The 26,415-nt window shown below is 63.7% G+C and carries 20 protein-coding genes; 13 read left to right on the top strand and 7 right to left on the bottom strand.

Annotated elements, in window-relative coordinates:
- Positions 1-9: 9 nt before the first annotated feature.
- Positions 10-1,077, top strand: coding sequence for a hypothetical protein (locus tag LVJ94_30480; GenBank protein ID WXB01235.1), 1,068 nt, complete (start codon positions 10-12; stop codon positions 1,075-1,077).
- Between the two features lie 48 nt (positions 1,078-1,125).
- On the opposite strand, the gene LVJ94_30475 is transcribed toward LVJ94_30480, so the two are convergent.
- From LVJ94_30475 to LVJ94_30465, 3 genes are read right to left on the bottom strand one after another with little or no spacing between them, the layout of a single operon-like run.
- The gene (locus tag LVJ94_30475) at positions 1,126-2,349 is read right to left on the bottom strand and encodes an FAD-dependent monooxygenase (GenBank protein WXB01234.1); all 1,224 of its coding nucleotides are present in this window, start codon (positions 2,347-2,349) and stop codon (positions 1,126-1,128) included.
- A 46-nt stretch (positions 2,350-2,395) separates the two neighbouring features.
- Positions 2,396-2,806 (bottom strand): acyl-CoA thioesterase, encoded by a 411-nt coding sequence (locus LVJ94_30470; protein WXB01233.1) that lies wholly within the window; start codon positions 2,804-2,806, stop codon positions 2,396-2,398.
- A gap of 11 nt (positions 2,807-2,817) precedes the next feature.
- Positions 2,818-3,846, bottom strand: a complete 1,029-nt coding sequence (locus LVJ94_30465; GenBank protein ID WXB01232.1) for an acetylserotonin O-methyltransferase — start codon at positions 3,844-3,846, stop codon at positions 2,818-2,820.
- A gap of 526 nt (positions 3,847-4,372) precedes the next feature.
- Between LVJ94_30465 and LVJ94_30460 the strand changes: the two genes are divergently transcribed.
- From LVJ94_30460 to LVJ94_30435, 6 genes are read left to right on the top strand one after another with little or no spacing between them, the layout of a single operon-like run.
- On the top strand, positions 4,373-5,866 hold the full coding sequence (locus tag LVJ94_30460) for an isochorismate synthase (GenBank protein WXB01231.1): 1,494 nt from the start codon (positions 4,373-4,375) through the stop codon (positions 5,864-5,866).
- Positions 5,863-6,609 carry a 2-succinyl-6-hydroxy-2,4-cyclohexadiene-1-carboxylate synthase gene (gene menH / locus LVJ94_30455; GenBank protein WXB01230.1) on the top strand — a complete coding sequence of 249 codons (747 nt, stop codon included), beginning with the start codon at positions 5,863-5,865 and terminating at the stop codon, positions 6,607-6,609. The genes LVJ94_30460 and menH overlap by 4 nt, the downstream gene beginning before the upstream one ends.
- Positions 6,606-7,715: an O-succinylbenzoate synthase gene (locus LVJ94_30450; GenBank protein WXB01229.1), complete on the top strand. Its 1,110-nt coding sequence runs from the start codon at positions 6,606-6,608 to the stop codon at positions 7,713-7,715. Before menH ends, LVJ94_30450 begins: the two co-directional genes overlap by 4 nt.
- Positions 7,712-9,466: a 2-succinyl-5-enolpyruvyl-6-hydroxy-3-cyclohexene-1-carboxylic-acid synthase gene (gene menD / locus LVJ94_30445; protein WXB01228.1), complete on the top strand. Its 1,755-nt coding sequence runs from the start codon at positions 7,712-7,714 to the stop codon at positions 9,464-9,466. Before LVJ94_30450 ends, menD begins: the two co-directional genes overlap by 4 nt.
- Complete coding sequence (locus LVJ94_30440; protein WXB01227.1) at positions 9,463-10,857, top strand: AMP-binding protein; 1,395 nt, start codon at positions 9,463-9,465, stop codon at positions 10,855-10,857. Before menD ends, LVJ94_30440 begins: the two co-directional genes overlap by 4 nt.
- Positions 10,858-10,862: 5 nt before the next feature.
- Complete coding sequence (locus tag LVJ94_30435) at positions 10,863-11,759, top strand: 1,4-dihydroxy-2-naphthoyl-CoA synthase (protein WXB01226.1); 897 nt, start codon at positions 10,863-10,865, stop codon at positions 11,757-11,759.
- A gap of 7 nt (positions 11,760-11,766) precedes the next feature.
- Here LVJ94_30435 and LVJ94_30430 read toward each other — a convergent pair whose 3' ends face one another.
- From LVJ94_30430 to LVJ94_30420, 3 genes are all read right to left on the bottom strand, one after another.
- Complete coding sequence (locus tag LVJ94_30430; protein WXB01225.1) at positions 11,767-12,936, bottom strand: cytochrome P450; 1,170 nt, start codon at positions 12,934-12,936, stop codon at positions 11,767-11,769.
- Position 12,937: 1 nt separating this feature from the next.
- Positions 12,938-14,002, bottom strand: a complete 1,065-nt coding sequence (locus tag LVJ94_30425; GenBank protein ID WXB01224.1) for a hypothetical protein — start codon at positions 14,000-14,002, stop codon at positions 12,938-12,940.
- Between the two features lie 143 nt (positions 14,003-14,145).
- Entirely contained in the window at positions 14,146-15,234 is a 1,089-nt protein-coding gene (locus tag LVJ94_30420) for a hypothetical protein (GenBank protein WXB01223.1), read from the bottom strand.
- Between the two features lie 247 nt (positions 15,235-15,481).
- Here LVJ94_30420 and LVJ94_30415 point away from each other — a divergent pair, with 247 nt between their 5' ends.
- The 5 genes from LVJ94_30415 (at position 15,482) to LVJ94_30395 (ending at position 23,799) form a co-directional block, all read left to right on the top strand.
- Complete coding sequence (locus LVJ94_30415; protein WXB01222.1) at positions 15,482-17,176, top strand: serine/threonine protein kinase; 1,695 nt, start codon at positions 15,482-15,484, stop codon at positions 17,174-17,176.
- Positions 17,177-17,289: 113 nt separating this feature from the next.
- The gene (locus LVJ94_30410; GenBank protein ID WXB01221.1) at positions 17,290-19,209 is read left to right on the top strand and encodes a serine/threonine protein kinase; all 1,920 of its coding nucleotides are present in this window, start codon (positions 17,290-17,292) and stop codon (positions 19,207-19,209) included.
- 107 nt (positions 19,210-19,316) lie between these two features.
- A complete protein-coding gene (locus LVJ94_30405) occupies positions 19,317-20,804 on the top strand; it encodes an Ig-like domain-containing protein (protein WXB01220.1) in 1,488 nt (495 codons plus the stop codon).
- Between the two features lie 731 nt (positions 20,805-21,535).
- A complete protein-coding gene (locus LVJ94_30400) occupies positions 21,536-22,432 on the top strand; it encodes a hypothetical protein (GenBank protein WXB01219.1) in 897 nt (298 codons plus the stop codon).
- Positions 22,429-23,799 carry a sulfatase gene (locus LVJ94_30395; GenBank protein ID WXB01218.1) on the top strand — a complete coding sequence of 457 codons (1,371 nt, stop codon included), beginning with the start codon at positions 22,429-22,431 and terminating at the stop codon, positions 23,797-23,799. Before LVJ94_30400 ends, LVJ94_30395 begins: the two co-directional genes overlap by 4 nt.
- Positions 23,800-24,369: 570 nt before the next feature.
- Here the strand turns inward: LVJ94_30395 and LVJ94_30390 are convergent.
- The gene (locus LVJ94_30390; protein ID WXB01217.1) at positions 24,370-24,711 is read right to left on the bottom strand and encodes a hypothetical protein; all 342 of its coding nucleotides are present in this window, start codon (positions 24,709-24,711) and stop codon (positions 24,370-24,372) included.
- Between the two features lie 264 nt (positions 24,712-24,975).
- On the opposite strand from LVJ94_30390, the gene LVJ94_30385 reads away from it, so the two are divergent.
- Positions 24,976-26,415, top strand: a complete 1,440-nt coding sequence (locus LVJ94_30385) for an ADP-ribosyltransferase domain-containing protein (GenBank protein ID WXB01216.1) — start codon at positions 24,976-24,978, stop codon at positions 26,413-26,415.

Here is a 26,415-nt window from a genome sequence, read left to right as displayed (position 1 = left end):
GAGTCATCGATGAGCCTTCGGCGCTTTGGTTTTTATGCTTCGGGTGTGCTGGCACTCGCGGCGGGGTGCCTTTCCGTTTCGAACTGCAAGGACGACGACAATTCGAATGTGAGCGATTCGGGGGTCTCGCCTTTCGAGGACGTCGTGCTTCCGGATTCACAGGCACCGCCGACGAAGTTTCAGGCCACGGCCGTCATGGTCGAATTGAAGAATCAGCCCAAGACGGGTGTGCCGGACAAGATTTATCCCTACCCGGTGGTGCAGCTTCAATCGCGACCGCCTCGCCGCCTTCCAGACAAGGTCCAAAAGGGACTGCTCGATATCGAGGGCATGGGCTGTGCGGCCTACCACGCGCCGACCCATCCCGAGCTTGGCGATGACGACATGGGCACCATGACCGTGCAAGCCATCGGTGTGCCCAAGCAGCCATTCACCTGCGAGTGGAAGCGCACGGTTGAGCAGTTCAAAGACACCAAATATTATGTCTGCAACGGCTTGACGCCGAACCCGCAAACCGGGCTTGCACTTCGGTTTGCGCCGCTCGACGCAGGTAAGCGCTTCATCGAGAAAACCGATCAGCTCGTGGTGTCGACCACGGGCGGTGCTCAAGTGGCCGCGATCCCGAAGAACCAGCCGTTGCCGCAGGTTGCTATCGACAATCTGCAGGTGACGACCGATCTCTGGAACGTGACGCCCGATCAGCTCGACGGCACCAACGACTTCAACATTGATTACAATTGCGGCGGCGGAGATTGCTTCCAAGGCGCGGCCGTGCAGCTTGCCATCATCACCACGGACGGCGACGTGCCGAAGTCCGATTCCGGAAGTGCGGATCCTGTGAGCTTCCCATTCCCCAAGGGGGGCGATTGGGGCCTCATCCTCTGCCAAGAATCCATGCCCAAGGTTCCCCGGCGGATGCGCGTGGACAAAACCATCCAGTCCGTGCTGGGTAAATCATGGACGAGGGTTTACACGCAATTGGCCGTGCTCAACACGCGCGTCGACGCCACGGCGGCGAACGACAAGGTCGTTATCGGCGCGGGCGTCGGATTCTTCGGAATCGCCGATCACAAATAGCAAAAAGCGGCCGGGCACGCGTCATCCGAGGCGCGTGCCCGTTTTGCGTCAGTCCTTGTCGATGACGTTGACGTAGAGCTTGTGCCCGCCCAACATCTCGCGCGTCCACGCCTCCCAGTCGCTGGCCGTGGTCATCGAAGCCCAGTCGGGCGTTTCTTCCACTTGGGCGCGTCCGAGCCGGCGGCCGATTTCCACCAGGCGGTTGCCGGCGGCGCATCGCTCGCTGTCGTACGCGGCGAGGATGGTGTCCCACGTATCGTGCGTTCGACATGCGCGGTCGAAGGCCAGCGCATCCTCCAGCGCCTTCGCGCCGCCACTGGCCGTATGGGGGCGGGTGATCGTCGCGGCGTCGCCTGCGAGCACCACACGGCCCGATACGTACGACGTCATCGTTTGGTCGTAGATCGGTTGGAGAAATAGATACTGCGTCTCGGTGGTCAGCACGACCCGGGCGAAATACGGTGGAAAGTGCGTTTGCACGAGTTCCCGGTAGTGGGCAATCAACGCGTCGTTGACCAGCCCCGGTGGCACCGACGTCGGATCCTCGAAGCTCATGCCCTTCGGCGGCTTCGTATGAATCGTCCAGTTGATGATGCGATTCCCCGTGTCGGAGCGGCCCTTGAAGCTGGGCATCGTCGAAAACACCCCATGCCCACCGGGAAAGACCACGGTTTGAAGGGCATCGGTTCGGTACGTCGACTGCGGTGTCGGCAGCATTTCCTCGGGAAAATTCCCCCGAAAGAGGACATATCCGGCATACGTCGGCCGTGATTCGGCTTGGACGATGGGGCGCACCTTGGAACGGTACCCATCGGCGCCCACCACGAGATCGAAGCGTTCCCGTGTTCCCCCCTCGAGCACCACGACGGCGCCGTCACCATCGTTGATCACTTCGACGACGTTGGAGCCTTCGCGGTATCCATGGCCGGCGATTTTCTTTCGCAGCTCCCACCAGAGGACGCCCCAGTTGTTGACCACGAGGGGGAGCGGATGCTTCCAGGCCGTGCGACCTGCGTCCGTCTCCCCATCGCGAACGATCCACGTCCGTTCATGGAATGGGCAGACCGGCATGTCGGCGGCGATGAAGCCATTGGCCACCAATTCGTCGCGGAGCGCGATGGGAATGCCGACCGCGGCGCCGCGGTCCCGCAGCTCTCCCCGTGTTCGTTCGAAGATCGTCACGTCGCAGCCCGCGCGCTGCAACGCATGCGCGATGGCGCACCCGGCGAAGCTGCCACCTACGATTCCTACGCGGCTCGATGCGATGCTCATCGTTTTGCTCCCGTCAGGAAGAATGTCTCGATCGCCTCTTCTCGTATCATGAGCGATGTTGCTCCAAAACGGAGCGGATATCCTCGGGGATGTGAATGGGGCGGGTGGAAAGAAGATCGATGGTCGCCACCGTGCCTCGGAGTTCCGCCACCGGGAGGCCGTCCGATGCGCGCGTGACCGAGTAGCGGAGTGTGAACGATCGCGTACCAATGTGCTCGGTCTGAATGGCGATCCGCGCGGTGTCGCCAAAGCGTAGCGGCGACGTGAAGTCACCTGCGATGCGCACGGTGGGCAACCCAATTTTGCGCTGGAGCACTACCTCGGCATAGCCATCCCGGATCACCAGGAGCAGCAATTGTTCGAGTGCCTCGCTGCAATACGCGAAAAAGGTGGGAAAGAAGACAACGCCCGTGGCATCGACGTCGGCGAAACGGACGGGACGCTCGAAAACATGCATGGCAACCTTACTCAGACGGGGATGGGCACCCCTTCGATGACGCTGATGGAGCTTGCCGTCGGGACGATGCGCACCAGCCGAAAGCCTCCGGCGTTCAAGAGCGATGCGAACTCCGCTTCCGTACGCTCGCGACCGCCCGCCGAAATCAGCATCTGCAGATCGAGCAATTTGCTGGGGTGAGGCACGTTTCCCGGCGGAATCACCTGTTCGAACACCAAGAGTCGAGCGGATGCCGTCCCAATCGCCTGGCGGCACGTCCGGAGAATGTCCAGCGCTTGGTCGTCCTCCCAGTCGTGCATGATGTACTTGAACAGGTACGCATCACCGCCGCTGGGAACATTCTTGAACATGTCGCCGCTCTCGGCGCGGCAACGCTCTGCGAGTCCTTCCGCTTCGAATGCGGCGTTGGTTCGTTCGGTCACGAACGCCAAATCGAAAACCGTGCCGCGCAATTGCGGATGCGCCTTCGCCAAAGCCCGCACCAACGCACCGTGCCCTCCACCCACATCGATGACGTGCTCGAAGGTGGAAAAATCGTAAGCGTCGACAATGGCCGCCGATTGAGCATCCGATAAGGAGGTCATGGCGTCGTTGAAGACCTGCCCCGCTTCTGGATTTTTCTCGCGCCACTCCCAAACGTCCATCCCGTACACCTTCGAGAAGGCCGTCTTCCCAGTTTTCACGGAGTAGAGGAGCTCTCCCCAGGGCCCCCAGAACGATGGCTCGCTCGGCAAGAGCGCGAAGGCACGAAAGGAGCCGGGGACGTCGGACCGGAGCCGCTCGGCCATGGGGGTCAAGACGAAGGAGCCCGCTTCCATCTCCGCGAAAACCCCGACGCCGGCCAGCGCGCGAAGCAGACGGTGGAGCGCCCGCGGATTCGCACCGATCTTGGACGCAAGGTCCTGGACCGTCACAGGACCATTCGCCATGAGGTCGGCAAGGCCGAGCCTCGCGGCCACCGAGATGGCCTGGGAAATACCGAAGCCATTAACGAGACGCGCGAGCTCGTCAGCGGGGCTGGTAGCGCTATCACGAGGCATGACCATCGTCTTCGATGCAATCGCGCGAGAGCTCATTTGTCAACAAGGAGCCCTCCCAAGGCGCCACGCCCCTCGCAGGTACGTGGGCACGCGCCAGATCCTCTAGCTCGCTAGCGCGCTTTGCTTGTTCTCGAGATTGCAGCAACGAATCGTCCAAAACTCTTCGGGGGCTTGGGGAGGCGGAGCCCCCCAAAAACCTGAAGACGCGGCGGAGCCCCCCAAGACCTGACTGGACACCGCGCGTATCAGGTGACTCGTGTCACCTCGCGACGATTCGCGAAAGCGATCGCGCAGCGCAACGAGACGGTTCACTGCTCACGAATTTTGCACATTTAGAAACAATCCATATGCAGTTTGGCAACGTTCTTTATCAACTAGAATACATGTGGGTTCTCTTGATTTGAGATTGATGGGACGTCCTTCCCATGCAAATATTGCATTGAATGGCGCTCTCTAAACCACCGCTTCTTTCGCAAGCTGTGCACGAGAATCCGTTGCAGTACCCACAGAGGGGCGGGAAGTAGAGATGGGGGCCAGCCTCGCCGAGATCGTGCGATTCGTCGAAGACACGATGGACCGTCTGCACGGGCAATCGCGCGCCGCGGTCATCACGGTGCCTGCTCCGTTTGCACCGCCCATGGCGTTCTTGCGGCTGCATCCGCGCAACATGAGTTTCTTTTGGGATTCGCCCGGCGGAACGTCGTTCTCCGGCGCAGGAGCGGTGCGCACGCTCCGCGTTTCGGGCGAAGGACGCTACGAGCAACTTCGTGAGCAAGTCACCGCGCTTTGGAACGAACTCGGGGTCTACGTGCATCCCGAATCCACGCCGCCGCCGCCCCGCGTATTCGGCGGGCTCTCGTTTCATCCGGGCAATGTCTCGGCGCCGTGGGAGCAATTCGGCGATGGCTGCTTCACGTTGCCGCGATGGTGCTATGCACGGCGCAGCTCGCGCGCCTTCCTCGGTTTGGCCGTGCAGGGTGACGTCGACTGCGCAGGCCCGCGCAAGCGAGAGTTGCTCAATGAGCTGCATAGGAACCTGACGGTGCTCGCCAATGCGGAGGAGCAATCCGCCCTTTTGCAATATCCAGCACGCGAAGAACTGCGCGCCGTCTCGATGCAGCAGCTCGAATTGAGCCGATGGGTCGAGCACGTCGAGAAGATTCGCACGGCGATTGCGGCGGGGGAATTCCAGAAAGTCGTTGCGGCCCGCCGTTGCGACGTCGCACTGCCGCAAAGCGTGGACGAGTTGGAGGTGCTTTCGCGGTTGGTCGTACAACCCATGTGCACGCGATTCTTGTTCTCGCGGGAGACGCTGAGCTTTTTGGGCGCCTCGCCCGAAGTGCTCTTCGACAAGCGCGGCAACGTGCTGCGCACGGAGGCCCTCGCCGGCACCGCGTGTTGCCCCGCAGGTGCAGAGCCCGATGCCTATGCGAAGGAATTGCTGGAGAGCGAAAAGGATCGCTCCGAGCATGCCATCGTCGTCGACGAGATCGCGCGAACACTCGCTCCGTTTTGCGAGGAGCTCCGCGCGTCGAAGCAGCCGAAAGTGCATCGCATCCGCGAGATCATGCATCTGCACACGCCCTTCAAAGGCAAGTTGAAGCGCGAGGTGGACGCGGTTTCGCTTCTCGAGGCGTTGCATCCCACGCCGGCGGTGGGCGGCTTGCCCACGGTCAAAGCCGCGGATTGGATCGCGTCGCACGAGCAGGACGCGCGCGGTTGGTACACCGGCCCGGTGGGCTGGATCGATGCCATCGGAGATGCGCGGTTCGTGGTGGCCATTCGCTCCGGCCTGGTGGGCGAGGGGCAGGCGTACGTATTCACCGGCGCGGGCATCGTGAGCGCCTCGCATGCGCACGCCGAATATGCGGAGACCAGCTTGAAGCAACTTCCGCTGCTGCGAGCCCTCGGCATTTCCGAGCAGGCCAAGGCCGAGGAAGACGCTCTCGATCTGCCGGCGCCCGGCTCCCATCGCTCGCGTGCCCTGATGGAGATGCTCGGCGTCGCTGGGAACGCGTGAGTTCTCGCGCACCGCTCCTTCTTCTGCACGGTTTTGCCGGAGGACCTTTTGCCTGGGACCGGGTCGTCACATCGCTGCATCCGGATCGGCGCGTGTTGCGGCCCGCGCTTCTCGGCCATGACGTAGAGTCGACCGCGGCCCTCGGCGCGGCAGGTTTCGAAGGCGAGGTTGAACGCATGGCGGAGCTCGTCCGCCAAGCCGATTGGCAAGATGTCCACGTTTGCGGCTATTCGCTGGGTGGACGCGTGGCACTCGGTCTTTTGGTGCAGCATCCCGAGCTCTTTGCGCGTGCCACCGTGATTGGTGCGCACCCGGGGCTCGCGACCGAACGAGAGCGCAGCGAACGGCTCGCCTCGGATGCCCGATGGATTGCGTTGCTTCGGCAACGAGGATGCGAGGCGTTTCTCGAGGCGTGGGAGGCCCAACCGCTTTTCGCGTCGCAGCAGCGGCTGCCCGAGGAACTGCGCGATGCGCAGCGCGCAGCGCGTCGGCTGCACTCGGTGAACGGCCTCGCGAGCGCAATGGATCATTTGGGCCTGGCCCGAATGCCCAATTACGGGGAGCGTCTCGGCGAAATCCGCATCCCGGTCACCTTGATGGTCGGCGAAGAGGACACCAAGTTTCGCGCCGTGGCGGGTGATATGGCATCCCGCATGGCCGACGTTCGTCTCGAGATCGTGCCCGGTGCAGGGCACAACGTCGTTCTGGAGAATCCCGCCGCCGTGGCGCGGGTGCTGGAATGAACCTCGTCATCACCCGCGCAGACCGATATCCATTTTCGTTTTCGCACGATGGAGGCAACTCGCGCATTCACTGGAACCAGCGCGGCGGCATGGTCCTTCGCGTGTGCGAGCGCGACGGCGCCGTCGGGCTGGGGGAAGCCTCGCCACTTCCCGGCTACTCGCGGGATACCCTCGAAGCCTGTGAGCGCGATCTGGAGCGTTTCGCGGCCTCGTTGCCGACGGCCCTCGCGGATCCCATCGATGCGACCATCCCGCGGCTCCTCGACGCGTGCGGCGTCCATGCGCCCGCGGCCCGATTCGCCATCGAGACGGCCTTGCTCGATGTCGTGGCCCGCGTGCGTGGCCTTCCCGTGTGGGCCGTACTACGCGGCGCGGATGCGGCACGCCCGCTGAAGCTCTCCGCGGTGATCGATGATCCGGCCGATGCATCCCGTGCGGCGCGCTCGGCGATCGAGCGGGGCATTCGAACCTTGAAGGCGAAGGTGGGCCGCGCCGGACGATTCGATGAGGAACTCGCCGCGCTGCACGGCTTGCGGGGCCTCGGGCCTCTCGCCCTGCGCGCCGACGCCAACGGCGCATGGACGGGCGACGAGGCGGCGCAGCGGCTGGAGCGAATGCGGCCGCTCGGCCTCGAGTTCGTCGAGGAGCCATGCCCGATCGACGATTGGTCCGCGCTGGCGGGGTGTGGCGTGGCCATCGCGGCCGACGAATCGCTGCAGACGGACCACGGCCTGGATGCGGCGCTTCGTCTCGCGGGCGAGGGGATCTGCCGTGTCTTCGTGCTCAAGCCGACTGCGCTCGGGGGAGCGCTGCGGTGCCTGCACATCGCCGATCGCGTGCGGGCTGCAGGGGCCGAGGTCGTGGTGACCCACATGTTCGAGGGGCCGATTGCGCATGCGGCATCCGTCGAGCTCGCGTTGGCGTTGTCGCCCGGGCTCGCGTGTGGACTCGACGCCGCGCCGCACCAAGCTCGATGGCCTCGATGGCCTCGATGGCCGGGGGGGACGCTGGTCCGCCTCACCGATTCGGAAATCATCCCGAACATGGTCGTTGGACTCGGTGTCGACGTCCCCCTGGGTGCTAGCCTCGCAGAGGAGGATCCGTGAACGAAGCCACCGTGCTGACAGAATGGGCGAGGCTCTTGATGCGCAGCCTCGCCGATGCTGGGATCTCCGATGTGGTGCTGAGCCCCGGCTCGCGCTCCACGCCGTACCTGATTGCGGCACTGCGCGAGTCACGGTTCCGTTGCCACGATGCCATCGATGAGCGCGCCGCCGCCTTCTTCGCGCTCGGCCAAGCGCGGTGGACCTCACGCCCGAGTCTCGTATTGTGCACGTCCGGCACGGCGGCGGCGCATTACTATCCAGCCATCGTCGAGGCGAGCCTCGCGCGTGTGCCCCTCGTCGTCGTCACCGCCGATAGGCCCTTCGAACTGCAGGACTGTGCGGCGTCGCAGACCATCGATCAAACGAAGATGTATGGCCATTACGTGCGTCTCTTCCTCGAGACGGGAATGCCGGATTCTGCGCCCGAGGCGCTTCATGCGCTCCAGCGCATGGCCGCCCAATCCGTCTTTGCGGCCCACTGGCCCGACCCTGGCCCGGTGCATTTGAACGTGCGCGCGCGCAAGCCACTCGAGCCGCAGGCGCCTCGAACCGAATCCGAACGAGAGCTCGCGCGCGCCCTTCGAAGCATGCGGCCCGCGCCGGCGGTGTCGGTTCCGCGCGTGCGGCCCGAGGCCGCCGCCATCGGGGCGGCGGTGCAGCAATGTCGCGAAGCGAGGGCGGGACTCCTCGTCTGCGGCCCGCTACCTATCGACGCGAGCGGAGCGCGCGCGGCCTTGCTCGATCTGGCGGAGGCGACGCAGTTTCCGTTGCTCGCCGAGGTGACCAGCCAGCTGCGGCTGATGAATGCCGATGCCGCCCGTGCGCCCGCACTCTGCGATGCCTTCGATCGCGTGCTGGCGTCGAAGCCCTTTCGAGAGGCGCACGCACCCGATCTGATCGTCCAAATCGGCGGAACGCCCACCTCGGGCGCGTGGGAGCGCTATTCCAGCGCGCACCGTCGTACTCCGCGCATCGTCCTCGCCGAGCACGGCTGGACCGATGCATCCAATGCGGCATCCACGATGCTCTTTGGCGCGATCGCCGAGACCGCTGCGGCCATGGCCGACGGTTTGCGCGGCACCCCCCCCGCGGCGTCCGGTGCATGGACGAAGGATTTCGTGGACGCGAGCCGCGAGGCATGGATCGCCGTCGACGCGGAGATCCGCGAAGAGGTGCTCGGGCCCCTGACGGAACGAGGCGCCGTGCGAACCGTTCTCGAGCGCTTGCGGCCGGGCTCCGTCTTGATGCTCGCGAACAGCCTTCCAATCCGCCACGTGGAGTCGCTTGCGCGAACCGGGATGGCCGACGTCGCGGTGGCATGCCAGCGCGGTGCAAACGGCATCGATGGACAAATGGCAGGTGCCCTCGGAACTGCGATGGCCTCGAACCGTCCCACCACCTTGCTCGTGGGCGACATCGGGTTTCTCCATGATTTGAACTCGCTCATGCTCGCGATGCGCGCCACGGTGCCCGTCGTCCTGGTCGTCTTGAACAATGGGGGCGGGCGCATTTTCGAGCGACTCCCGATCGCCACCGAGGCCCACGTGCATGGCGTCACGCCCGAGGAGCTCGCCCACGTCACCACCCCGCATGCGCTCGAGTTCGGCCAAGCGGCCCGCATGTTCGGCCTGGCGTACCGCTGCGTCGAATCGGCGCGCGATCTCGACGACGCGCTGAGCAAGGCGTATGCGCACCCCGCGTGCACCGTCATCGAGTGCCGCACGCCACGACCGCGCAAGGACGGTTCGTGAGCCTCTCGATTCTCGACGCGGCCCGCGAGACGCCCGATCGCATCGGGCTCGTCATCGACGGTGCGTCGTACTCCTATGCGGCCCTCGCCGAGCGCACGCGTGCGGCCCTGGGCTGGCTTCACGCCAAGGGGATCTCGCGCGACGCGTCGTTGGCCCTCGTGGGGACGCTGCGGCTCGAGACCATCGTCCTTCTGTACGCGTTGCTGGAGCAGGGAACACCGGCCGTCTTGGTGCATCCCAGGCTCACCGGCCCCGAGCGCGCCTCGCTCCTCGAGGATGCGCGGGCGACCCTCTTCGTCGAAGACGCCGCCGCCGAAGCGTGGTCCGCCGCGGATCCTGTGCTCGCACGAGGAGCGGACGCGATCGAAGCGCACCGCACGCTCGCCATCCTCTACACGTCGGGAACGAGCGGCCGCGCCAAAGGCGCGATGTTGAGCCGCGGTGCCTTTCTGGCCGCCGCGCGGGCCAGCGAGCGAAACCTCGGCTGGCAGCCCGACGATCGCTGGCTCTTGTGCATGCCGCTGGCACACGTTGGAGGCTTGTCCATCGTCGTCCGCTCGCTCCTCGCGCGCAGCTGCGTCGTCGTCCAAGCCGGTTTCGAGCCCGAGGCCATCGCGCGCGTGATCGAACGCGATCGCGTGACGCTCGTCTCGTTCGTGCCGACCATGCTCAAGAAAATGCTGGATCGCGGGTGGCCGTGTCCGCCGCACCTTCGCGCGATCCTGCTCGGCGGTGCGCCGGCCTCGGAGAGCCTGCTCGAGGCAAGCAAGGCCCGAGGCCTCCCCGTGCTCACCACCTACGGCCTCACCGAGGCCTGCTCGCAGGTCACCACGCAGCAGCGCGGCACCGAGCCTTCCTTCGCATGCGGCGCGGGCGAGCCCCTCGAGGGCGCCGAGGTCCGCATCGACGGCGGCGAGATCCTCGTGCGCGGGCCCATGCTCATGTCGGGCTACTTCCCCAAGGACGCGCACCCCGATCCGTTCTTGCCGGGCGGCTGGTTCCGAACCGGCGATCTCGGAACCATGGACGCGCAAGGCCGTCTGCACGTTCTCGCGCGCCGGGGAGATCTCATCATCACGGGCGGAGAGAACGTCTACCCCGTCGAGGTAGAGTCCGCGTTGGAACGCATCGAGGGCATCCGCGAGGCGTGCGTCTTCTCCCTCCCCGACGAAACGTGGGGCGCCATCGTCGTGGCGGCGCTCGTGGCGGTGGATGCGCAGCTGACGGATGCCGAGCTATCCTCTCGGTTTCAAGAACGCCTCGCTCCGCACAAGCGCCCTCGTCGAATCGCCTGGCTTTCGGGCCTCGCCCGGGGCGCGCAGGACAAGTTGGACCGCAGCCGCACGGCCGCATTGGCAACGCCGCGGCTGCAACCGCTAAGAAAGGAATGAACACGATGTCTCAGGTCTCGGCGATTTTCGACCCGAAGCGATGGCGCCCGGTCGACGAGTTCAAATTCCAAGACATCACCTACCACCGCGCCGTGGACCAAGGCACGGTGCGCATTGCCTTCAACCGTCCCGAGGTGCGCAACGCCTTTCGTCCCCGCACGGTGGACGAATTGTATCGCGCGCTCGATCACGCCCGCACGTGGACGGACGTTGGGTGCGTGCTCATCACCGGCAATGGCCCCTCGCCGCGCGACGGCGGATGGGCATTCTGCTCGGGTGGCGATCAGCGCATCCGCGGCAAAGACGGTTACCAGTACGAGAAGGACGACGACGAGAACAAGGGCAGGCTAGGGCTCTTGCATATCCTCGAGGTGCAGCGGCTCATTCGCTTCATGCCCAAGGTGGTCATTGCCGTGGTCTCGGGTTGGGCCGCCGGCGGCGGACATAGCCTGCACGTCGTGTGCGATCTCACCATTGCCAGCAAGGAGCACGGCAAGTTCAAACAAACGGATCCCGACGTGGCGAGCTTCGACAGCGGCTACGGCTCCGCGCTCCTCGCGCGGCAAGTCGGCCAGAAGAAGGCGCGCGAGATCTTCTTCATCGGGCGTGCGTACTCGGCCGACGAGGCGGCCGCGATGGGCATGGCCAACGCTTCGGTGCCGCATGCCGAACTCGAGGACTTCGCGCTCGATTGGGGCAAGGAGATCAACTCGAAGAGCCCCACCGCGATGAAGATGCTCAAATACGGTTTCAACCTGCCCGACGATGGCCTGGTGGGCCAGCAACTCTTCGCCGGCGAGGCCACGCGCCTTGCGTACGGTACCGACGAAGCCCAGGAAGGGCGTGACTCCTTCCTGGAAAAACGCCCGCGCGATTTCTCGAAGTTTCCCTGGCGCTACTGACGTTTCTTCATCTGGCGAGCACCTCGACGGGGAAGTGCCTGATCCCCCGAAAGAGCAGGGTGCTCGCCCGCTCGACTGCACCGGCGCGTCGCACCGCGCGCACCTTTCGAAGTGCGACGCGCCCCAAGGTGTTGAGCTGTAAGCGCGCCAGCGGAGCGCCCAAGCAATAGTGTACACCTGCCCCGAACACGAGGTTCTCGTCGATGCGGCGCGTGACCAGGAATCGATCCGGATCCTCGTAGCGACGAGCATCGCGATTCGCGGCGCCGAAATGGATCATCACCTTGGCGTGGGCAGGAACCGCCACGCCCGAAATCTCCGTCGCCGTCCGCGTATTGCGAAAGAACGCCTGCACCGGGGTGTCATAGCGAAGGGCCTCCTCGATGGCCCCAGAGAGGAGGCTGGGATCGTGCACGACGAGCCGAGCTTGGTCGGGATGCTCCAGCATGGCGAGGGCCGTATTCGCAATGCCATTGACGGTCGGCTCGAATCCGGCCACCAGCAACAGCACACAGAACGCCGTTACTTCGGAATGGGTCAACGCCTCGTTTTGATTGGCGGCAACGAGCCTCGAGATAATGTCCACCGCGTTGGGATCGAGGTGACGGTGCCGATGCGCGGTGAGCTCTTTGAGGTACGTTACGAATTCGCGCCGCGATGCCTCGTCGCGGGCGGCTCCTTCCGCGTCCACGCCACCGGACAACTCGCTCATCACGCAGTCCGCCCATTTCCGGAAATTCGCACGATCGGCGTCGGGCACGCCCATGAGATCGGCGATGATCCCGAGCGACAGAGGCTCTGCCAGATCGGCCACGAGATCCGCGCGGCCCATTTCGACCATGCGTCCGAGCAGATCGTCGATCCTCTGCTCCAGGCGTTGCGCGAGGCCTGCCACGGCCTTGGGCGTGAAATAGCCGGATACGAGTCGCCGCAACCGCGTGTGCTCTGGCGGATCGTACATGGAAATCATGGGGCGTTGCTTCCATTCGAGCCCCACGCCACCGGTGGACGAGAAAACCGCGTGGTTCTTGGATACGGCGGTGAGATCTTGAAACCGAGTCACGAGCCAGAGATCGTGTTGGGCGACGTAATGGCACGGGGTGCGCTCGCGAATCTCGGCGTAAGCGGGATAGGGATTGTCGACGACTTCGGGCGCAAAGGGGTCGAAGGTTTTCATGTCACCCCTCGAGCAGCCCTTTACCTGCGTGCTCCAACACGTCATCGCCGAGCGAAATGTGATGAAGCAACGTCGACGCGTCGTTCGAAATGCGTGCCATGCGGTGCGACAGGAAAACGGCCGATGACCCAGCGCCATGAAAGGCCATCTGCACGATGCTTCGGGCCGTCGATGCCGCTTGGGCCGTCGCGAGCGCCGCGTCTCGCACCTCACGCTCGTCGAAGGTGGCACGCGCCGTGGCTTCTTCCACGTGTGGAATCTCCGAGTATGCATACGCCCGTGCGGCCCGCCACGCGGCCTCCGCCCGTGCGAACTCGGTCGCCGAGCGCTCTCGCCGATTTGCGTTCGATGCGAGCGACGCCTTCCACGCGTCGAGCGCCGCGCGGGCGAGCCCCAGCGCCGCAAACGCCGGCCACAGTACGAAGTACGGGCGATAGAGGGAAAAGGGATTCGTCCCGACCCACGACGAAGGTACCGCTACATCCTCGACGGCGATATCACGTGTGTCACTCTGGTTGAGCCCCATGGTCTCCGCCGCATCGAGGATGCGCACATCCTTTTTCGGTAGGATGGCCATGGCCGTTTTGGGCTTTCCCGAGGAGGACAATACCGGTTTCCCGTCTTCGTGAAGATTTACTCCCACGGCGATCCAGTCGGCGAACGAAGCCCCCGTGCAAAATCGCCATTTGCCGCGGATTCGATATTCGTTTGCCTCGCGATGGGCGGTAGCCGTACCTGCGCGAAATACGCCCGCGCCATATTCTCCCGTCGAAAAGGCATCAGGAAATGCGTCGGCCACCTGCAACGAGAAGGTCACGCCGATACCTGTGGCCAATATCCATCCGAGCGAACCGTCGAATCGCGCCCCGGCCTCCAACACTTCGGCCGCGGTCGTGAGCCGGGCAGGTGCGCGCGCGCCAGTGCCCGTCAACATGGAGAACACGTTTCGTTCGCGCAATTCGCCGAGAATTGCCCCCATATGCTCGCGCGTCCGCAATTCCGGGCGTTGTCCATCGAAGAGCCCGAGCACACGGGCCCTCCAATCCTCGCAATCGAATCGGTTCATGGAATGCCTCCCCGCCCCACTCGTATTCAGGGTCGCAGGTCGCAGTGGCGCCGTCGAGTGGCTTATCCCGCCAGTTCGCTGTCCAAACGCGCCCCGAGTGGTGGTTGAAAAATTAAATGATTACGTATTAAGCCGTGTCGCAATCATTGCGGTTTGGTACCCCAAACGATGCCCCACGGTTTTCCGAGCTTGCTCTGCACACCGGCAAAGCCGGCTTCTTCGAAGAGCGCGACCCACTCGTCGACACGCCGTGTCTCTCCGCGCGAGCCCATGAAAAAGAGTACCGCTGCCCAAATGGACAAATGAGGTACGTCATTGCGATTGGCATCGAGGACGTTCTCCTCGAACAAGATCAATTTCCCACCCGGGGGCAGCGCTTCGTATGCCTTCTTCATGAGATGAAGTAGCTCGGCGCGCGGCCGCGACACGTTCATCCGGATGAAGGTGATGACGTCGGCGCCCCGCGGCCATGCGTCGCGCATGAAGTCTCCGCCCTCTGCCTCCATCCGCGCCGCGAGGCCGCTGGTCGCGGCCCGTTCGCGGGTCACCTCGACGACGGCGGGGAGATCGAAGACGGTAGCGTGCATATGGGGGTGTCTCTCGAGGATGGTTCCAGCGAAGACTCCTACGTTCCCCCCGACATCCAAGAGATGCCGTGCGCCACTCAAATCGACAGCTTCCATGACCCGGTGGGCTACCAGGTGCGCGGAGCCTGCGAGGACGTCGGTGAACGCCTTGAGCTTGCGATGTTCCTGCGCATCGCTCTTGTCGCGTTCTGCCTCCGGATTCTCGATGTAGTGATCGAAGCCGTCCCAAACGATGCGGTCATGTTTGACCGCCTCACCGAGGCGGGTCAACGCGTCGAACTGCGTATTCGCCCAGTCCACGGTGGCGGCCAACGAGTCGGGCCCATTCGACGCGAAGTGGCGGCGTGCTTTCTCCGTGGCCGAGTAGACTCCCCCGTCCGTTGCCTTCGCGAGACCAAGGGCCGTTAGGCAGATGAGCAGCGTCCGCGCGCCTCGCTCCGAGATGGCGCAGGCACGCGCCAAGGCCGCAACCTCCCCGGGTTCGCGCAGCAGTGCCCGAAAAAGGCCACAGTCGAGGGCGACCGACAGCACCTTCAGGTCGTAGAAGCTCCAAATCGTACGGAGAAGGGCTTTTCGCTCCTCGCGAAAATCAGCTGAATCCCCGTGGTTTCCTGGCTCGTTCGTCGTCGCCGGTAGGTTGGTCATGGGCCCTCGCAACTTTCGAAACAAACGTCGCGTACGGTGGATGAGCCTGTCAACGTACCGCGCGCGCCAAGATGTGCGTCTGAAGACACGTGTGCCAATGTGCGGAGGAGGGCGAGGCCTTCGCTCCGAGAGCCCTTGGCGGAATAGTGCAATGACGGCGCGCGCTTCATGAACCGTCAGGGGGGGTAACATCGCGGCGACGATTCTTGCCCCCATGGGTAGGACATTCTAACCTTCTCGTAAGCTCGTGGTGGAATCGAACCAGGGAAAGTACCGCGACATCATCCCGCTTGGTCGCGGTGGCATGGGCGACGTTTCCCTCGCCGTTCTCCAAGGTCCATCCGGCTTCAACAAGCTCCAGGTCATCAAGCGACTTCGCATGGAGATCGCCGACAACCAAGAGTTCGTGGACATGTTCCTCCACGAGGCGCGACTCGCCGCACGCCTGTCGCACCCCAACATCGTTCAGACGAACGAAGTCGGACAGGACGGCGAGATTTTCTTCATCGCCATGGAGTACCTGGAGGGTCAGACGCTCCACGCGCTCTTCCGGCAGTCGCGCCGCAAGGAGAGCAGCCTCGATTCCTCGCTTCCTGGGTATCCGTCGATCAGCAGCGGCCACCATTTGAGCGAGCCCACGCCGCACTCGGGCAGCCTCGCGCCGGCGATCCCCACCCAAACGCCGCAGACGGATCGATCCCTTCCCGTGGCCGTCGGCTTGCGCATCGTGTCCGACGCCCTCGAGGGGCTCCACTACGCGCACGATCTGACGGACGAAAGCGGCAATCCGATGGAGCTCGTGCACCGCGATTTTTCGCCCGGTAACGTGTTCATCACGTACGACGGTGCGGTAAAGGTGCTCGATTTCGGCATCGCCAAGGCCGCCGACAGCCACGTTTACACGCGCACGGGGATCATCAAGGGCAAAGTTCCCTACATGGCGCCCGAGCAATTCCGCAGCCGCGCCATCAACCGGCGTTGCGACCTTTATGCGGTGGGCGCCGTGCTCTGGGAGATCGCGGCGGGCATCCGTCTCTGGCACGGCCTTTCGGACCTCGAGATCATCACGCGCCTCTCGAGCACCGGCGTGCCTTCGCCGCGGTCCGTCAATCCGCTGGTGCACCCGCGGCTCGAGGCCATCTGCATGAGGGCGCTGTCGCTCAACCCCGCGGAGCGTTACGCGACCGCCCAGGAAATCCAGACGGACATCGACGCGGTGCTGCGCGAGATCGGCGGGGCCACGACGCGCTCCGTCGGCAAGTACGTCAGTACGCTTTTCGCGCAGAAGAGGGCGCAGCAACAGGCGGTCATCGAGGCCAAGCTGCGCGAGCTGCGCCAGCAATCGGGGGCGAGCCTCACCAGCATGTCGCTGGAGATGAGCGCACCGTGGACGGTGTCGCGCCCCTCGGCGCATTCGGGCGCGTCGAGCCACTCGTCGTCGATGGCCTCGATGGTGAGCGGACCGCGATTCAGTCCTCTGCAGACGACGGGGGGCGTCACCACGCCGCCGCACCTTCCCGCGTCGACGTCGCGTTCGGTGGGGTGGGCCATTGCGGTGGGGGCTTTGGCCGTCATCGCCCTCGCCGTGGGGGGAGCCTATTGGGTGACGCGGCAGCCGTCTCAGGCTGCGGGGCCGCAACCGCCATCACAACCTTCGAGCACGGAGCCGGTGCCCGGTCCCAGTGCACCGCCGCCCGCCATTCCGCGCACGCGCCTGGTGGTGCAGGCCTCGCCGGCCGACGCGCAGCTTTTCCTCGACGATACGCCGTTGATGGTCAATCCGTATAGCGGCGACGTGCTGCGCGATGGCCAATCCCATCGCATCCGCGGCGAGGCAAAGGGCTTCGTCTCGCAGACGCAAGCGATCACGCTCGACAGCCCCACGGAGGTCGTGAATCTGCGGCTCGAACGGGGCTCGAACAAGCGCGACGCGGGCAAATGAAGTCACGTGAAGTGATTCGGACGGCGAGCAGGCCGACGGCGCTGCGCGCGACTTTCAGGTGAGCTCGCTCATCGATTGCCGAAACCCATCGCGTCCCTGCTACCGTTGGGGGCGTGACTGTACCGGCTGAGGACGCACCGCCCGCCAGCGAAGCACCGAGCTTCGTAGGCCAGATCATCTCGGGGCGGTACAAGGTGCTCGAGCTCCTCGGTGAGGGTGGCATGGGCGCGGTTTACCTCGCGGAGCACGTGCACATGCGCAAGCGCGTGGCCATCAAGGTGCTCCACCCGGACATGGTGGGCCGGGCCGAGGTCGTGGCGCGCTTCGAACGCGAAGCGATGGCCGCCGCCCACATCGAGCATCCCAATGTTGCCGCGGCAACGGACTTCGGCCGCACCGACGATGGCGCATTCTTCTTGGTGCTCGAGTACATCGAGGGCATCGATCTCCGCACCCTTTTGAAAGATCACGGCGCGTTGGAGGTCGGCAGGGCGCTGCACGTCGCGCGTCAAATCGCCTCGGCGCTGATGCGCGCGCACGAATTGGGCATCGTGCACCGCGACTTGAAGCCGGAAAACGTGATGCTCATCGACCGCGACGAGGGCGACTTCGTCAAGGTGCTCGACTTCGGCATCGCCAAGGTGCACGTCGAAGCGCTCGCCGCGGCCGATGGCAAAGGGGCAGGGACGGCGCCGGGTGCGATTTTGACGCGCGCAGGCGCGGTGTTCGGGACGCCCGAGTACATGGCGCCGGAGCAAGCCTTGGGCGAAACGGTGGATCACCGCGCCGATTTGTATGCGCTGGGGGTGATGCTCTTCGAGATGCTGAGCGGCCAGCTGCCGTTCGCGGGGCATGACACCCTGTCGTTGCTGGCGGCCCAGATTGCGACCAACGCGCCGTCGCTGCGGACCGTGGTGCCCGAGCGCAACATTCCGCCCGAGGTCGAGGCGGTGGTCACGCGCCTGCTCGAGAAGCAGCCGAACGCGCGCCACGCCAACGCGGAAGAACTGGTGAGCGCGATCGACCACCTGCAGCTTCCCGTTGCGCCGCCCGTCGACGCGGGCGACCCGAATCGGGGCACGGGGGGGCCTCGCATCATTTCGCCTTCGACCTCGTCGCGCGAGATCTTCTCCCCCGCCGACGCGATGGCTCGAACGAGTGCCGCGCTCCCATCGTCCTCGCTCCCCGCGGTGGCGCAGCGGCCTCCCACGATTCCAACCATGGGGTCGTCGCGCAGTCCGCGGCACATCTGGGTGGCCGTCGTCGTTGCCGTGTGCGGCGGGGCGCTCCTCGTGGGGGCTTTCACCTTGCTCACGTTGTTCCGCCACGTGAAGGAGAGCGTTCTCGGCAGCGGTGACGGCGGGATGCTCTCTGGCGTCATCGCACCGCCCCCCGAGAAAAAGGGCCTCGCACAAGAGGAGATCGACGCCGCCGCATCGAAGGGCGCCGAGCCACTCGAGAAGCTGGCCAGCGACAACCCCAAGGACGCGCGCATCTTCCGAGCGCTTTTCCGCACGTACTTCTTGCGAGGCGACACCCCCGAGGCGATGCGCGCCATCGGCCGGTTGGTGGCGGTGGAGCCCGCCGCCGCGAACGACGCGGACATGCTGACCGCCGTCACCGTGGCCGCCACCGATCCGAGCCCCGAGACCCGCGAAGCCGCCATCGACGTGCTCGAAGGTCCCCTCGGCACCAAGGGCGCGGACATCCTGTACGAACTGGCCAACCGCACCCCCGCCGCCCCCGGCAAAGCGCGCTTCGTCGCCTCCCTTTCGCGCCCCGAGGTGATGTCCCACGCCTCCCCCGCGCTCCTCGTCCTGATCGAGCTGCGCGCGGCGAAGAAGTGCGAAGACAAGCGCGATCTTTTGCCGCGCGTGCGCGACCACGGCGACGCCCGCATCCTGCCGCAGTTGAAAACGCTGCAGCGCACCCGAGGCTGCGGTTTTCTCGGGACACGCGACTGCTATGGGTGCTTGCGCAAGGACGGCGAGCTCCTGGACGCCGCCGTCTCCGCCGTGCAAGCGCGCCCTTGAGCTTTGCGCGCAACAAAGTGAGCGCGCGGTCGATGTAGAACAAGAGCAGCCGCCACGGCGTGGCGCATTACCGACCTAAACCGCAGGACCCCTGGAGGGTAGACATCATGCGCATGAGCCGAATCGCCAAGGCAGCCCCGACCCTTCTTCTCTCCGTCCTCGGTGTTGCTGCGACACTTGAATTGGGCGCATGTGGGGGGAGCGATAGCTCAGGCGATACCCGCGACGCGGGCGGCGACGCTCCGCCGATCTGGAACGCCCCGGGCGCCATCGTCTCGGTGTCGCCAGCCGAGAACGACGACAACGTGTTGGTTCATACGCCGATTCAGATTACGTACAACGAGCCGGTTACGGTCACGGCGACGTCGGTGACGTTGAGTGGGCCGAATTCGGCGGTCATCGCGACGACGTTGCAGGTGTCGGACGATGGGAAGACGGTCACCGTGACGCCGGTGTCGGGCGTTGTGCCGGCGCCGACGAAGTTGACGCTTGCGATCAACGATATTCGTACCAGGAGGGATAGCGCCCCTGCCCAGACGAAGTCATGGAGTTGGTCGGTGCCAGCTTGGTTGCGGGTTGGGGATGCACTGAAGAGCAACACTGGCGAAGGTTTCAGTACGCCGACCATCGCGGTAGGCCAGGGCGAGCAAATCTATTTGGCTGCCGGCGACAACAGTGGACAGATGGTTGTAAGAACCCTCGACAACTATCGCGGCAAATGGAATGTCCTTGCTCCACTCAACGGTGGTCGGAAGACCGTCCTGCCGGATCTACTAGTTGACCCGAACGGAACCATCTTCGGCTCCTTCGCTGATGGGGTGACCGCTCGCGTTGAACGCTGGACAGGAACCCAGTTTATCGGATCGACTGATCTGGGCCGGGTAGGCGAGGGCTTCGGTCCGTATTGGCGTTCTCCAACCCTGACTGTCGATGCTTCTGGGAAGCTCTATGCCGTGTACGGTTCGCAGACTGCAAACGACCAACCCATTCAGGTTGTGGTCAAGTCGTACGCCAATGGCGTTTGGTCTCAGGAGGGCGACGTCCTCTACCAAGGAGCCGACAGCGGCGAGTATGTCACGTATCCGAGAATCGCACTCTCCAAGGCTGGAGTTCCGTACGTTTCTTACACAGCTGGTCAGCAAGTGTTCGTAAAGGTTCTTTCTGGTGACAAGAAATGGACCGCTATCGGTGGTTCCGTGAACCCCTCGGGCGAATCTTCCACCACGAGCGTCGGCCTGGCCGTCGATGACACGGATAGACCGGTGCTGTTCGCGTGCTTCAACAGTGCCCAACTTCGCCGTTGGGATGGCGGAAGCTGGCAGACACTCGGCGGGACGATGACCGGGAAATGCGATGCCGTCTCAGCCCGCCTAGCGCGAATCTCGAACTCGCACCTGTTCGCCGTCTGGAAGACCGAAGACTCTAAGCTCCGCGCCGTCGACGTGAATGGGACGGCGTGGATGCCCGTTGACCTCCCGCGGGATCCCTCGACAGATATTGACGCCGCAGATCTCTCCGTCGATTCGACGGGACGGCCAAATGTCGAATGGCTCGATCGAAATGGCAATCTTCAGGTAGTCCGGATCAATCGTTAGCAAGTTGATCCGCAGAGAGGCTGGACCCGTCCGGCTGTCTTCAATGGCGTGCGGTTGGGGACAGCATGACGCGTCGTGCCAAGCCCTTGGCAAAATGGCGAGCTTGTTACCCCGCGTGACTCGGTCGCGCCACGAACGACCGGCGCGCATGAAGGGCGCGATTTCGATGGTCGAGGCGGTGCTTGAGACCGTAAGGTAGGCGTGCGCCTAATGTGGACCAACTCTTGCGAAAGAGGGCCAACCTGTGGGAATCACCACTCAAACCTGAGCACGCAAGAAATGACCGCCTTGGCCGACAGAGATCTCCCGTTGCCGCAGTATTTCGTGCTGCGAGCGGCGCCCAAACGACCTTTCCCCCAAGGGTGATCTCGATGAACGTGCGCCAAAGCGTGATGGCAGCCCCGTCAGTTTTGTTGGCCGCATGGCGTGCACCGCGACATTCGGATCCGGGATATGTGGCTCAAGATACAGCTCAAGCGATACCGGCAACGCCACGGAAGACCGCCCGATTCAGACCAGCTGGCGGCCGGTTGTCGCGCTCTCGCCGGCCAGGATCTCCAACGGTCGCTGGATGTTGCTCGACCTGCGCTCGACCCCTGCGGGGGCGGACACCGCGGGCGCTCTCATTATTGACCCTTAACGATTACCCGTTTGGGTTGAACACGATACCAATAATTACGCAGCACGGCTCAATCGCTGACTTTTGCGATTAATAACCACGAGGTATTAGCATGTCCTTTATTTCATTTAGAACATTGACGGCACTTGGTCTCCTGTCGGCTGGTCTTGGCGTCGCGTTCGTCGGATGTTCGTCCGATGACACCTCGAGCAACAATCCGCCACCGGATGGTGGCAAAGATACCGGTTCCGATACTTCGACTGGCGGAAGTCCGATCCAAAAAGGTCAGCTCGTCGAGCTTCTTCCCGGCAGTTCTGGCGACGGAGCGAGCGGGCTGACCGTCGATCTCGGTGGAAAAACGGCATCCTCAAGTACCACGGCTCCGAAGGGGAGTTATTCAATCTCTGTTGGCAATAGCAACCCGTTTTTCATGCGCGTCACAGGCCCGGGTCATGCAGGGCTGATTGAACAAGAATGGTTCCTCTCCGGCGACGCGGATCGCGGCAAGACCCCCGTTCCCTCCTCGACTCTGGTCCAGGGGCTTGCAGGCCTGTTGGATGGCATCGACGGCACGAAGGGCGCTCTCGGTGTTAGCGTCGTAAATCTTCCTCCGTGCGCGGACAATGGCGGGGCAACAGTGGAGCTGGACACCGGCACTTCTGGCGATGCTGGGACTGATGCTGGTGATTCCGGCAGCGACGCAGGCGGAACGGATGCGGGGACGTCAAATGTCATCGTCCGCTACTTCGGCACGAACGGCTTCCCGGATAAGAATCTCACTTCCGTGCAAAAAGGCGTGCTTTTGCCCTCTGCCATTATCTACAACCTTCCGCCCGGCGAGGTTACGATTAAGGTCAAGCATCCCAGTTGCACGCAAAACGCCACGTTCCCCTTCCCGGATCCCCTTGTCCCGAACATCAAGTACACGGGCAAGATGAAGGTTGAAGCGGCGGGTGACGTGAAGAACGGTAACGGTATCATTTCATTCGCGCGTATCTTCCTCAAGTGATCAACCGACCGAGAGCGTTGCTCCCGGTTGGCGCCATCTGCACGATGGCGCTCGTCGCGTGTGCACGCAAAGAAGACCCCAAACCCGCGCAAGGCTTACCATCGTCCTCGTCGGCGAGCGCCACATCACCGGCCGCCGCTGCGAGTACCGATAAACCCGCGACGCAGGGAAACCCGCAGGCCTCATCCAGCGCCGAGGCGGGGCGCAACGCTCTCAACGTCGTTCTCATCACCATCGATTGCCTCCGCGCGGACATGCCATGGGCCGGTTATCCGAAGCCCATCGCTCCGCGCCTCACCGAGTTCGCCTCGAAGGCCGTCGAGTACACGCACGCGTACTCGCTCTCGTCGTACACATCGATGAGCGTGGGAGGCTTCCTTTCGGGACGCCTCCCTGGCGAATTGAAGCGCGACGGCTATTTCTTCGGCACCTACGCCAAAGAGAACCTCTTCTTTCCCGAGCTCCTTCAGGACGCGAAAATCTACACGTCGGGCGCGCACGCCCACGGCTACTTCAAAAAGTCAGGCCTGGAGCAAGGCTTCGACTCATGGGAGCTCGTTCCCAATTTGAAGTGGAACAACACCACGGACGAAAACATCACCTCGCCCGAGCTCGAAGCCATCGCGGAGCGCCAGCTCTCGGATCCGCGCGCCGACTCGGGCCGCTTCTTCGCCTGGGTCCACTTCCTCGACCCTCACGACAAGTACATGACCCACGATGGCATCTCGTGGGGCAAAACGCAGCGCGACCGCTACGACGGTGAAATCACCTTCACGGATCGCTACGTCGGCAAGCTTCTCGACTTCATCGCCTCGCGCCCGTGGGCCTCGCGCACGGCCATCATCATCACCGCCGACCACGGCGAAGCCTTCGGCGAGCACAAACAGTACGTCCACGGCTTCGAACTCTGGGAAAACCTCGTCCGGGTCCCCCTCTTGGTCTCCCTCCCGGGCGCCACAGCGCGCAAAATCGACACGCCCCGCAGCGCCATCGACCTCGCCCCCACCATCGTCGACCTCTTCGGCCTCACCCCGCCCGACTCCTTCCTCGGCAAGAGCCTCGTCCCCGAAGTCCGCGGCACCGCCGCCGACCCGCGCGACATCCTCATCGACCTCCCCGCCACCAGCGACAACGACCGCAAGCGCGCCTTCATCCACGGCAACCTAAAGGTCATCGCCTCCGGCGAAGCCGACCTCCCCCAAGTCTTCGACATCAAAGAAGACCCCGGCGAATTGACGCCCATCCGTGGCACCGACGCCTCGAAAGAGATCGTTGCACTCTACAAAGAGCGCCAAAAGCCCTTGCAAGACGTCCCCCCGACGAAGTGCAAAGAGGGGTGCCTCAATGGTGGGTATCGGAAGAAGTAGCGCTTGTTCGGTTTCGATCCGTCTCGCAAGAGGTAGGCGCGAAGCCGCCCGTGAGTGTTGAAGATCATGACGAGTCCTTCGTGAAACCGAGCGCCATCCTTCCCAAGATGCGGCGAGCGGGGAAACTTAGAGACATCGTAAATCGGGCCGGTCACGAACTTCGTGGTGGCATCGCCAGGTAGGCTGGCCGCATCGGGACCAAGAAGGAGTTGCGCGATCTGGTTTGGCAGTTGAACCGCCTTGGTACCCCCGTCGGAGCTGCCTGCGTCGTCAACTCCATCCACGCGCGAGGTTCCAACTCGAGGAATACAAATAGAATGTAGTCCGTCGGGCCAATGAACGACTCGACGCCTCTGGGAACGACGACCCAACGCGCCGCGGGAACGCCGGCCGAAGGCAAATTGACCCGCTCACGAAGCTCGGCGAGATCGGTTCGTAGCATCGGGGGCAGACGACGAGCTGTTGCTCTTGCTGCGGGAGCACGCCACTTGCGTCACGGCGAACAAGGCCCCACCACGAGAAAGGCTCTCCACAGAGACGTCTCGATGGGTTCGAAGGGGAGGCAAAGCATCAGCGGTGCTTCGTGACTTTCTGGTTCCCGGGACTTGCTCTCTTGTCCGTGCTGAGCTCCGCGGCCACCGTGAACGTGACCATCCGATTCCCGACGAACCGGTTGTCCTCGTCCCAGCCGCGTTGAGTGCGTCGAGGGGCGAGGAGCCCATACCGTCGTATTCGCCCGTCTCTCTTGCAATCATCGGCCGCGGAGGACCACGCCTCATCGTCGCGCAGCTCGGCCAACTTTGGCTCCGCAGTCGTCAGATACCGTTGCGCGGCCTGGACATCGTCTCCGGCTCCGTATCTATCGATGAAGGCGCGCACCGCATCGCAGGAGTGCGATGTCGTGGGATTCATGCATGCCTCGGCACCCGCATTCCGCCACGAACTCTCTCGCTCACGCGTGCAGCTGAGTAGGTAGAGTCAGCGTCGGACGCCGCTGCGTGTATTCGCGGCCAGGATGGGGCCCAACGAGTAACCGTCGGCCGCGGAAAGTCGTCGCAAAAGTGCGAACCGGTCAACGCGTCGTAGATGGCAAGCAGATCGCTGGCCACCTCGTCTTCTCGGGCGCCCAGACTCGAGAAGGCCTGCGGAAGGACATGAAACAGCGGCTCACCGGCCATGTCCCACCGAGAGACATGGGTTGGTTTGCCCTTGGTCGAGGCAAGCCTCTCCTTACGGATCCGGATCCCGGATCTTCCGGACGTCGGATCGAACATCGAGCGCCATTTCGGCACTGACGGGGGAAGCTTCTGGGACAGTGTGTCGGCGTTCTTCACCTACGCGGGGTTCGCCGCCGCGATCGTGGCCGGCGTGGTGACCGCAGTGGCTCCCGTCCCGGGTTCTCAGGTCGTTTCGGCGGCGATCTGGATTTCGATCTTCTCGAGCTCAGCGGCAGCCACCATCAATATTGGGCAGCGGTACCAGGAAGGATTCAACAGCTGGCGAGCGGACGCATTCGATGCCCTTTCCATCGTGGGAAACCTATTCGGCGCCGCCGGTGTGCTCTGGAGCCGCGGCGCCACGGTGACCATGCAAGTCGGCGGGCGGATTGTTACCCGCGTCTTGATGGCTCAATTTGCAACCGATGGCTTGCAAGGCCTTCTCTTCACGGTCGAGTCCTATGAGGAGTATGCGCGAATCAAGGCCGACCCGGACCTCACTCCGAGTGAGAAGGTCGACAAGATTCTCGAGCTCGTGCGCGCTTGGGTGCTGGCCACGACGCTCACGGTCATCAACATCAAGGCAACGAAAACGGACATCGACAATCTGAAAAAGGCGCCCCAGCACATTCCCGGAAAAACGCCGGAGGAAAACCTGAAGCTCCTTGCAGATCCCCAGGCGAAAGTCGATCTCACGGCGCCCCCCAAAGTCGAAGGGCACACGGGCAACGGGAAACACAAGACGACGGTGCAGGTTGATCAGGAAGAGAATGCGCCCCACGCCGGAGGAAGGCCAAAAGCTGTCCCTCCACCGCGCACCAAGCAGCAGCGGTTCAAGGACGCGATGGGGAACTCGCATTACGAGGCTCACTTGAAGCACGTGCCGGAGCTGAGAGGAAAACACGCGTTCCTCTCGGGTCTGAGCGACGACGAGATCATTGCCATTCGCGGCTACGTGACGAACGATGGGAAGCCCGAGTTCGGGGGCATGCGAGACTACGAGCGGATCAACCGAGCGCTTCGCACCAAGGACACGGCGCAGCTGGAGATATTGGACGCATACATCGATCTCTTGAAGTCAGGCCTGGCGAAGATGCCGCCGTTCGAGGGGACGGTGCATCGAGTCATGAACGGCATTTACCCGCACGAGGTGAAGGCGATGTTCGAGGTCGGCGGGACGTGGTCCGACCGTGGCTTCTTGAGCACGTCGCACGGCAAGTCGTTGGATCATGCCCAGGTGACGATTAGCATCGAGAAGACGAGGTCCGGAAAAATGGTAGAATCAGTCAACCCCTATCCGGAAAGAGAGGTCATCTTCCCGCCCGACGCAAAGTTCAAAGTCATCACCTGCCACGAGTATATCCCGGGCCGTTTCTTGATCATGTTGAGGGAGATCTAG

It is taken from the genome of Sorangiineae bacterium MSr11367 (genome assembly GCA_037157805.1).
GTDB lineage: Bacteria > Myxococcota_A > Polyangia > Polyangiales > Polyangiaceae > Pendulispora > Pendulispora rubella.
This window is presented reverse-complemented; position numbering and strand designations above follow the sequence as displayed.

What these genes read in the sequence shown, in the direction of transcription:
- LVJ94_30470 (WXB01233.1), bottom strand. Translation starts at nt 2,806, where the DNA reads ATGCATGTTTTCGAGCGTCCCGTCCGTTTCGCCGACGTCGATGCCACG.
- LVJ94_30400 (WXB01219.1), top strand. Translation starts at nt 21,536, where the DNA reads ATGTCCTTTATTTCATTTAGAACATTGACGGCACTTGGTCTCCTGTCG.
- LVJ94_30450 (WXB01229.1), top strand. Translation starts at nt 6,606, where the DNA reads ATGAACCTCGTCATCACCCGCGCAGACCGATATCCATTTTCGTTTTCG.
- LVJ94_30430 (WXB01225.1), bottom strand. Translation starts at nt 12,936, where the DNA reads ATGAAAACCTTCGACCCCTTTGCGCCCGAAGTCGTCGACAATCCCTAT.
- LVJ94_30475 (WXB01234.1), bottom strand. Translation starts at nt 2,349, where the DNA reads ATGAGCATCGCATCGAGCCGCGTAGGAATCGTAGGTGGCAGCTTCGCC.
- LVJ94_30385 (WXB01216.1), top strand. Translation starts at nt 24,976, where the DNA reads ATGTCCCACCGAGAGACATGGGTTGGTTTGCCCTTGGTCGAGGCAAGC.
- LVJ94_30420 (WXB01223.1), bottom strand. Translation starts at nt 15,234, where the DNA reads ATGACCAACCTACCGGCGACGACGAACGAGCCAGGAAACCACGGGGAT.
- LVJ94_30435 (WXB01226.1), top strand. Translation starts at nt 10,863, where the DNA reads ATGTCTCAGGTCTCGGCGATTTTCGACCCGAAGCGATGGCGCCCGGTC.
- LVJ94_30405 (WXB01220.1), top strand. Translation starts at nt 19,317, where the DNA reads ATGCGCATGAGCCGAATCGCCAAGGCAGCCCCGACCCTTCTTCTCTCC.
- LVJ94_30460 (WXB01231.1), top strand. Translation starts at nt 4,373, where the DNA reads ATGGGGGCCAGCCTCGCCGAGATCGTGCGATTCGTCGAAGACACGATG.
- LVJ94_30390 (WXB01217.1), bottom strand. Translation starts at nt 24,711, where the DNA reads ATGAATCCCACGACATCGCACTCCTGCGATGCGGTGCGCGCCTTCATC.
- LVJ94_30465 (WXB01232.1), bottom strand. Translation starts at nt 3,846, where the DNA reads ATGCCTCGTGATAGCGCTACCAGCCCCGCTGACGAGCTCGCGCGTCTC.
- LVJ94_30480 (WXB01235.1), top strand. Translation starts at nt 10, where the DNA reads ATGAGCCTTCGGCGCTTTGGTTTTTATGCTTCGGGTGTGCTGGCACTC.
- LVJ94_30425 (WXB01224.1), bottom strand. Translation starts at nt 14,002, where the DNA reads ATGAACCGATTCGATTGCGAGGATTGGAGGGCCCGTGTGCTCGGGCTC.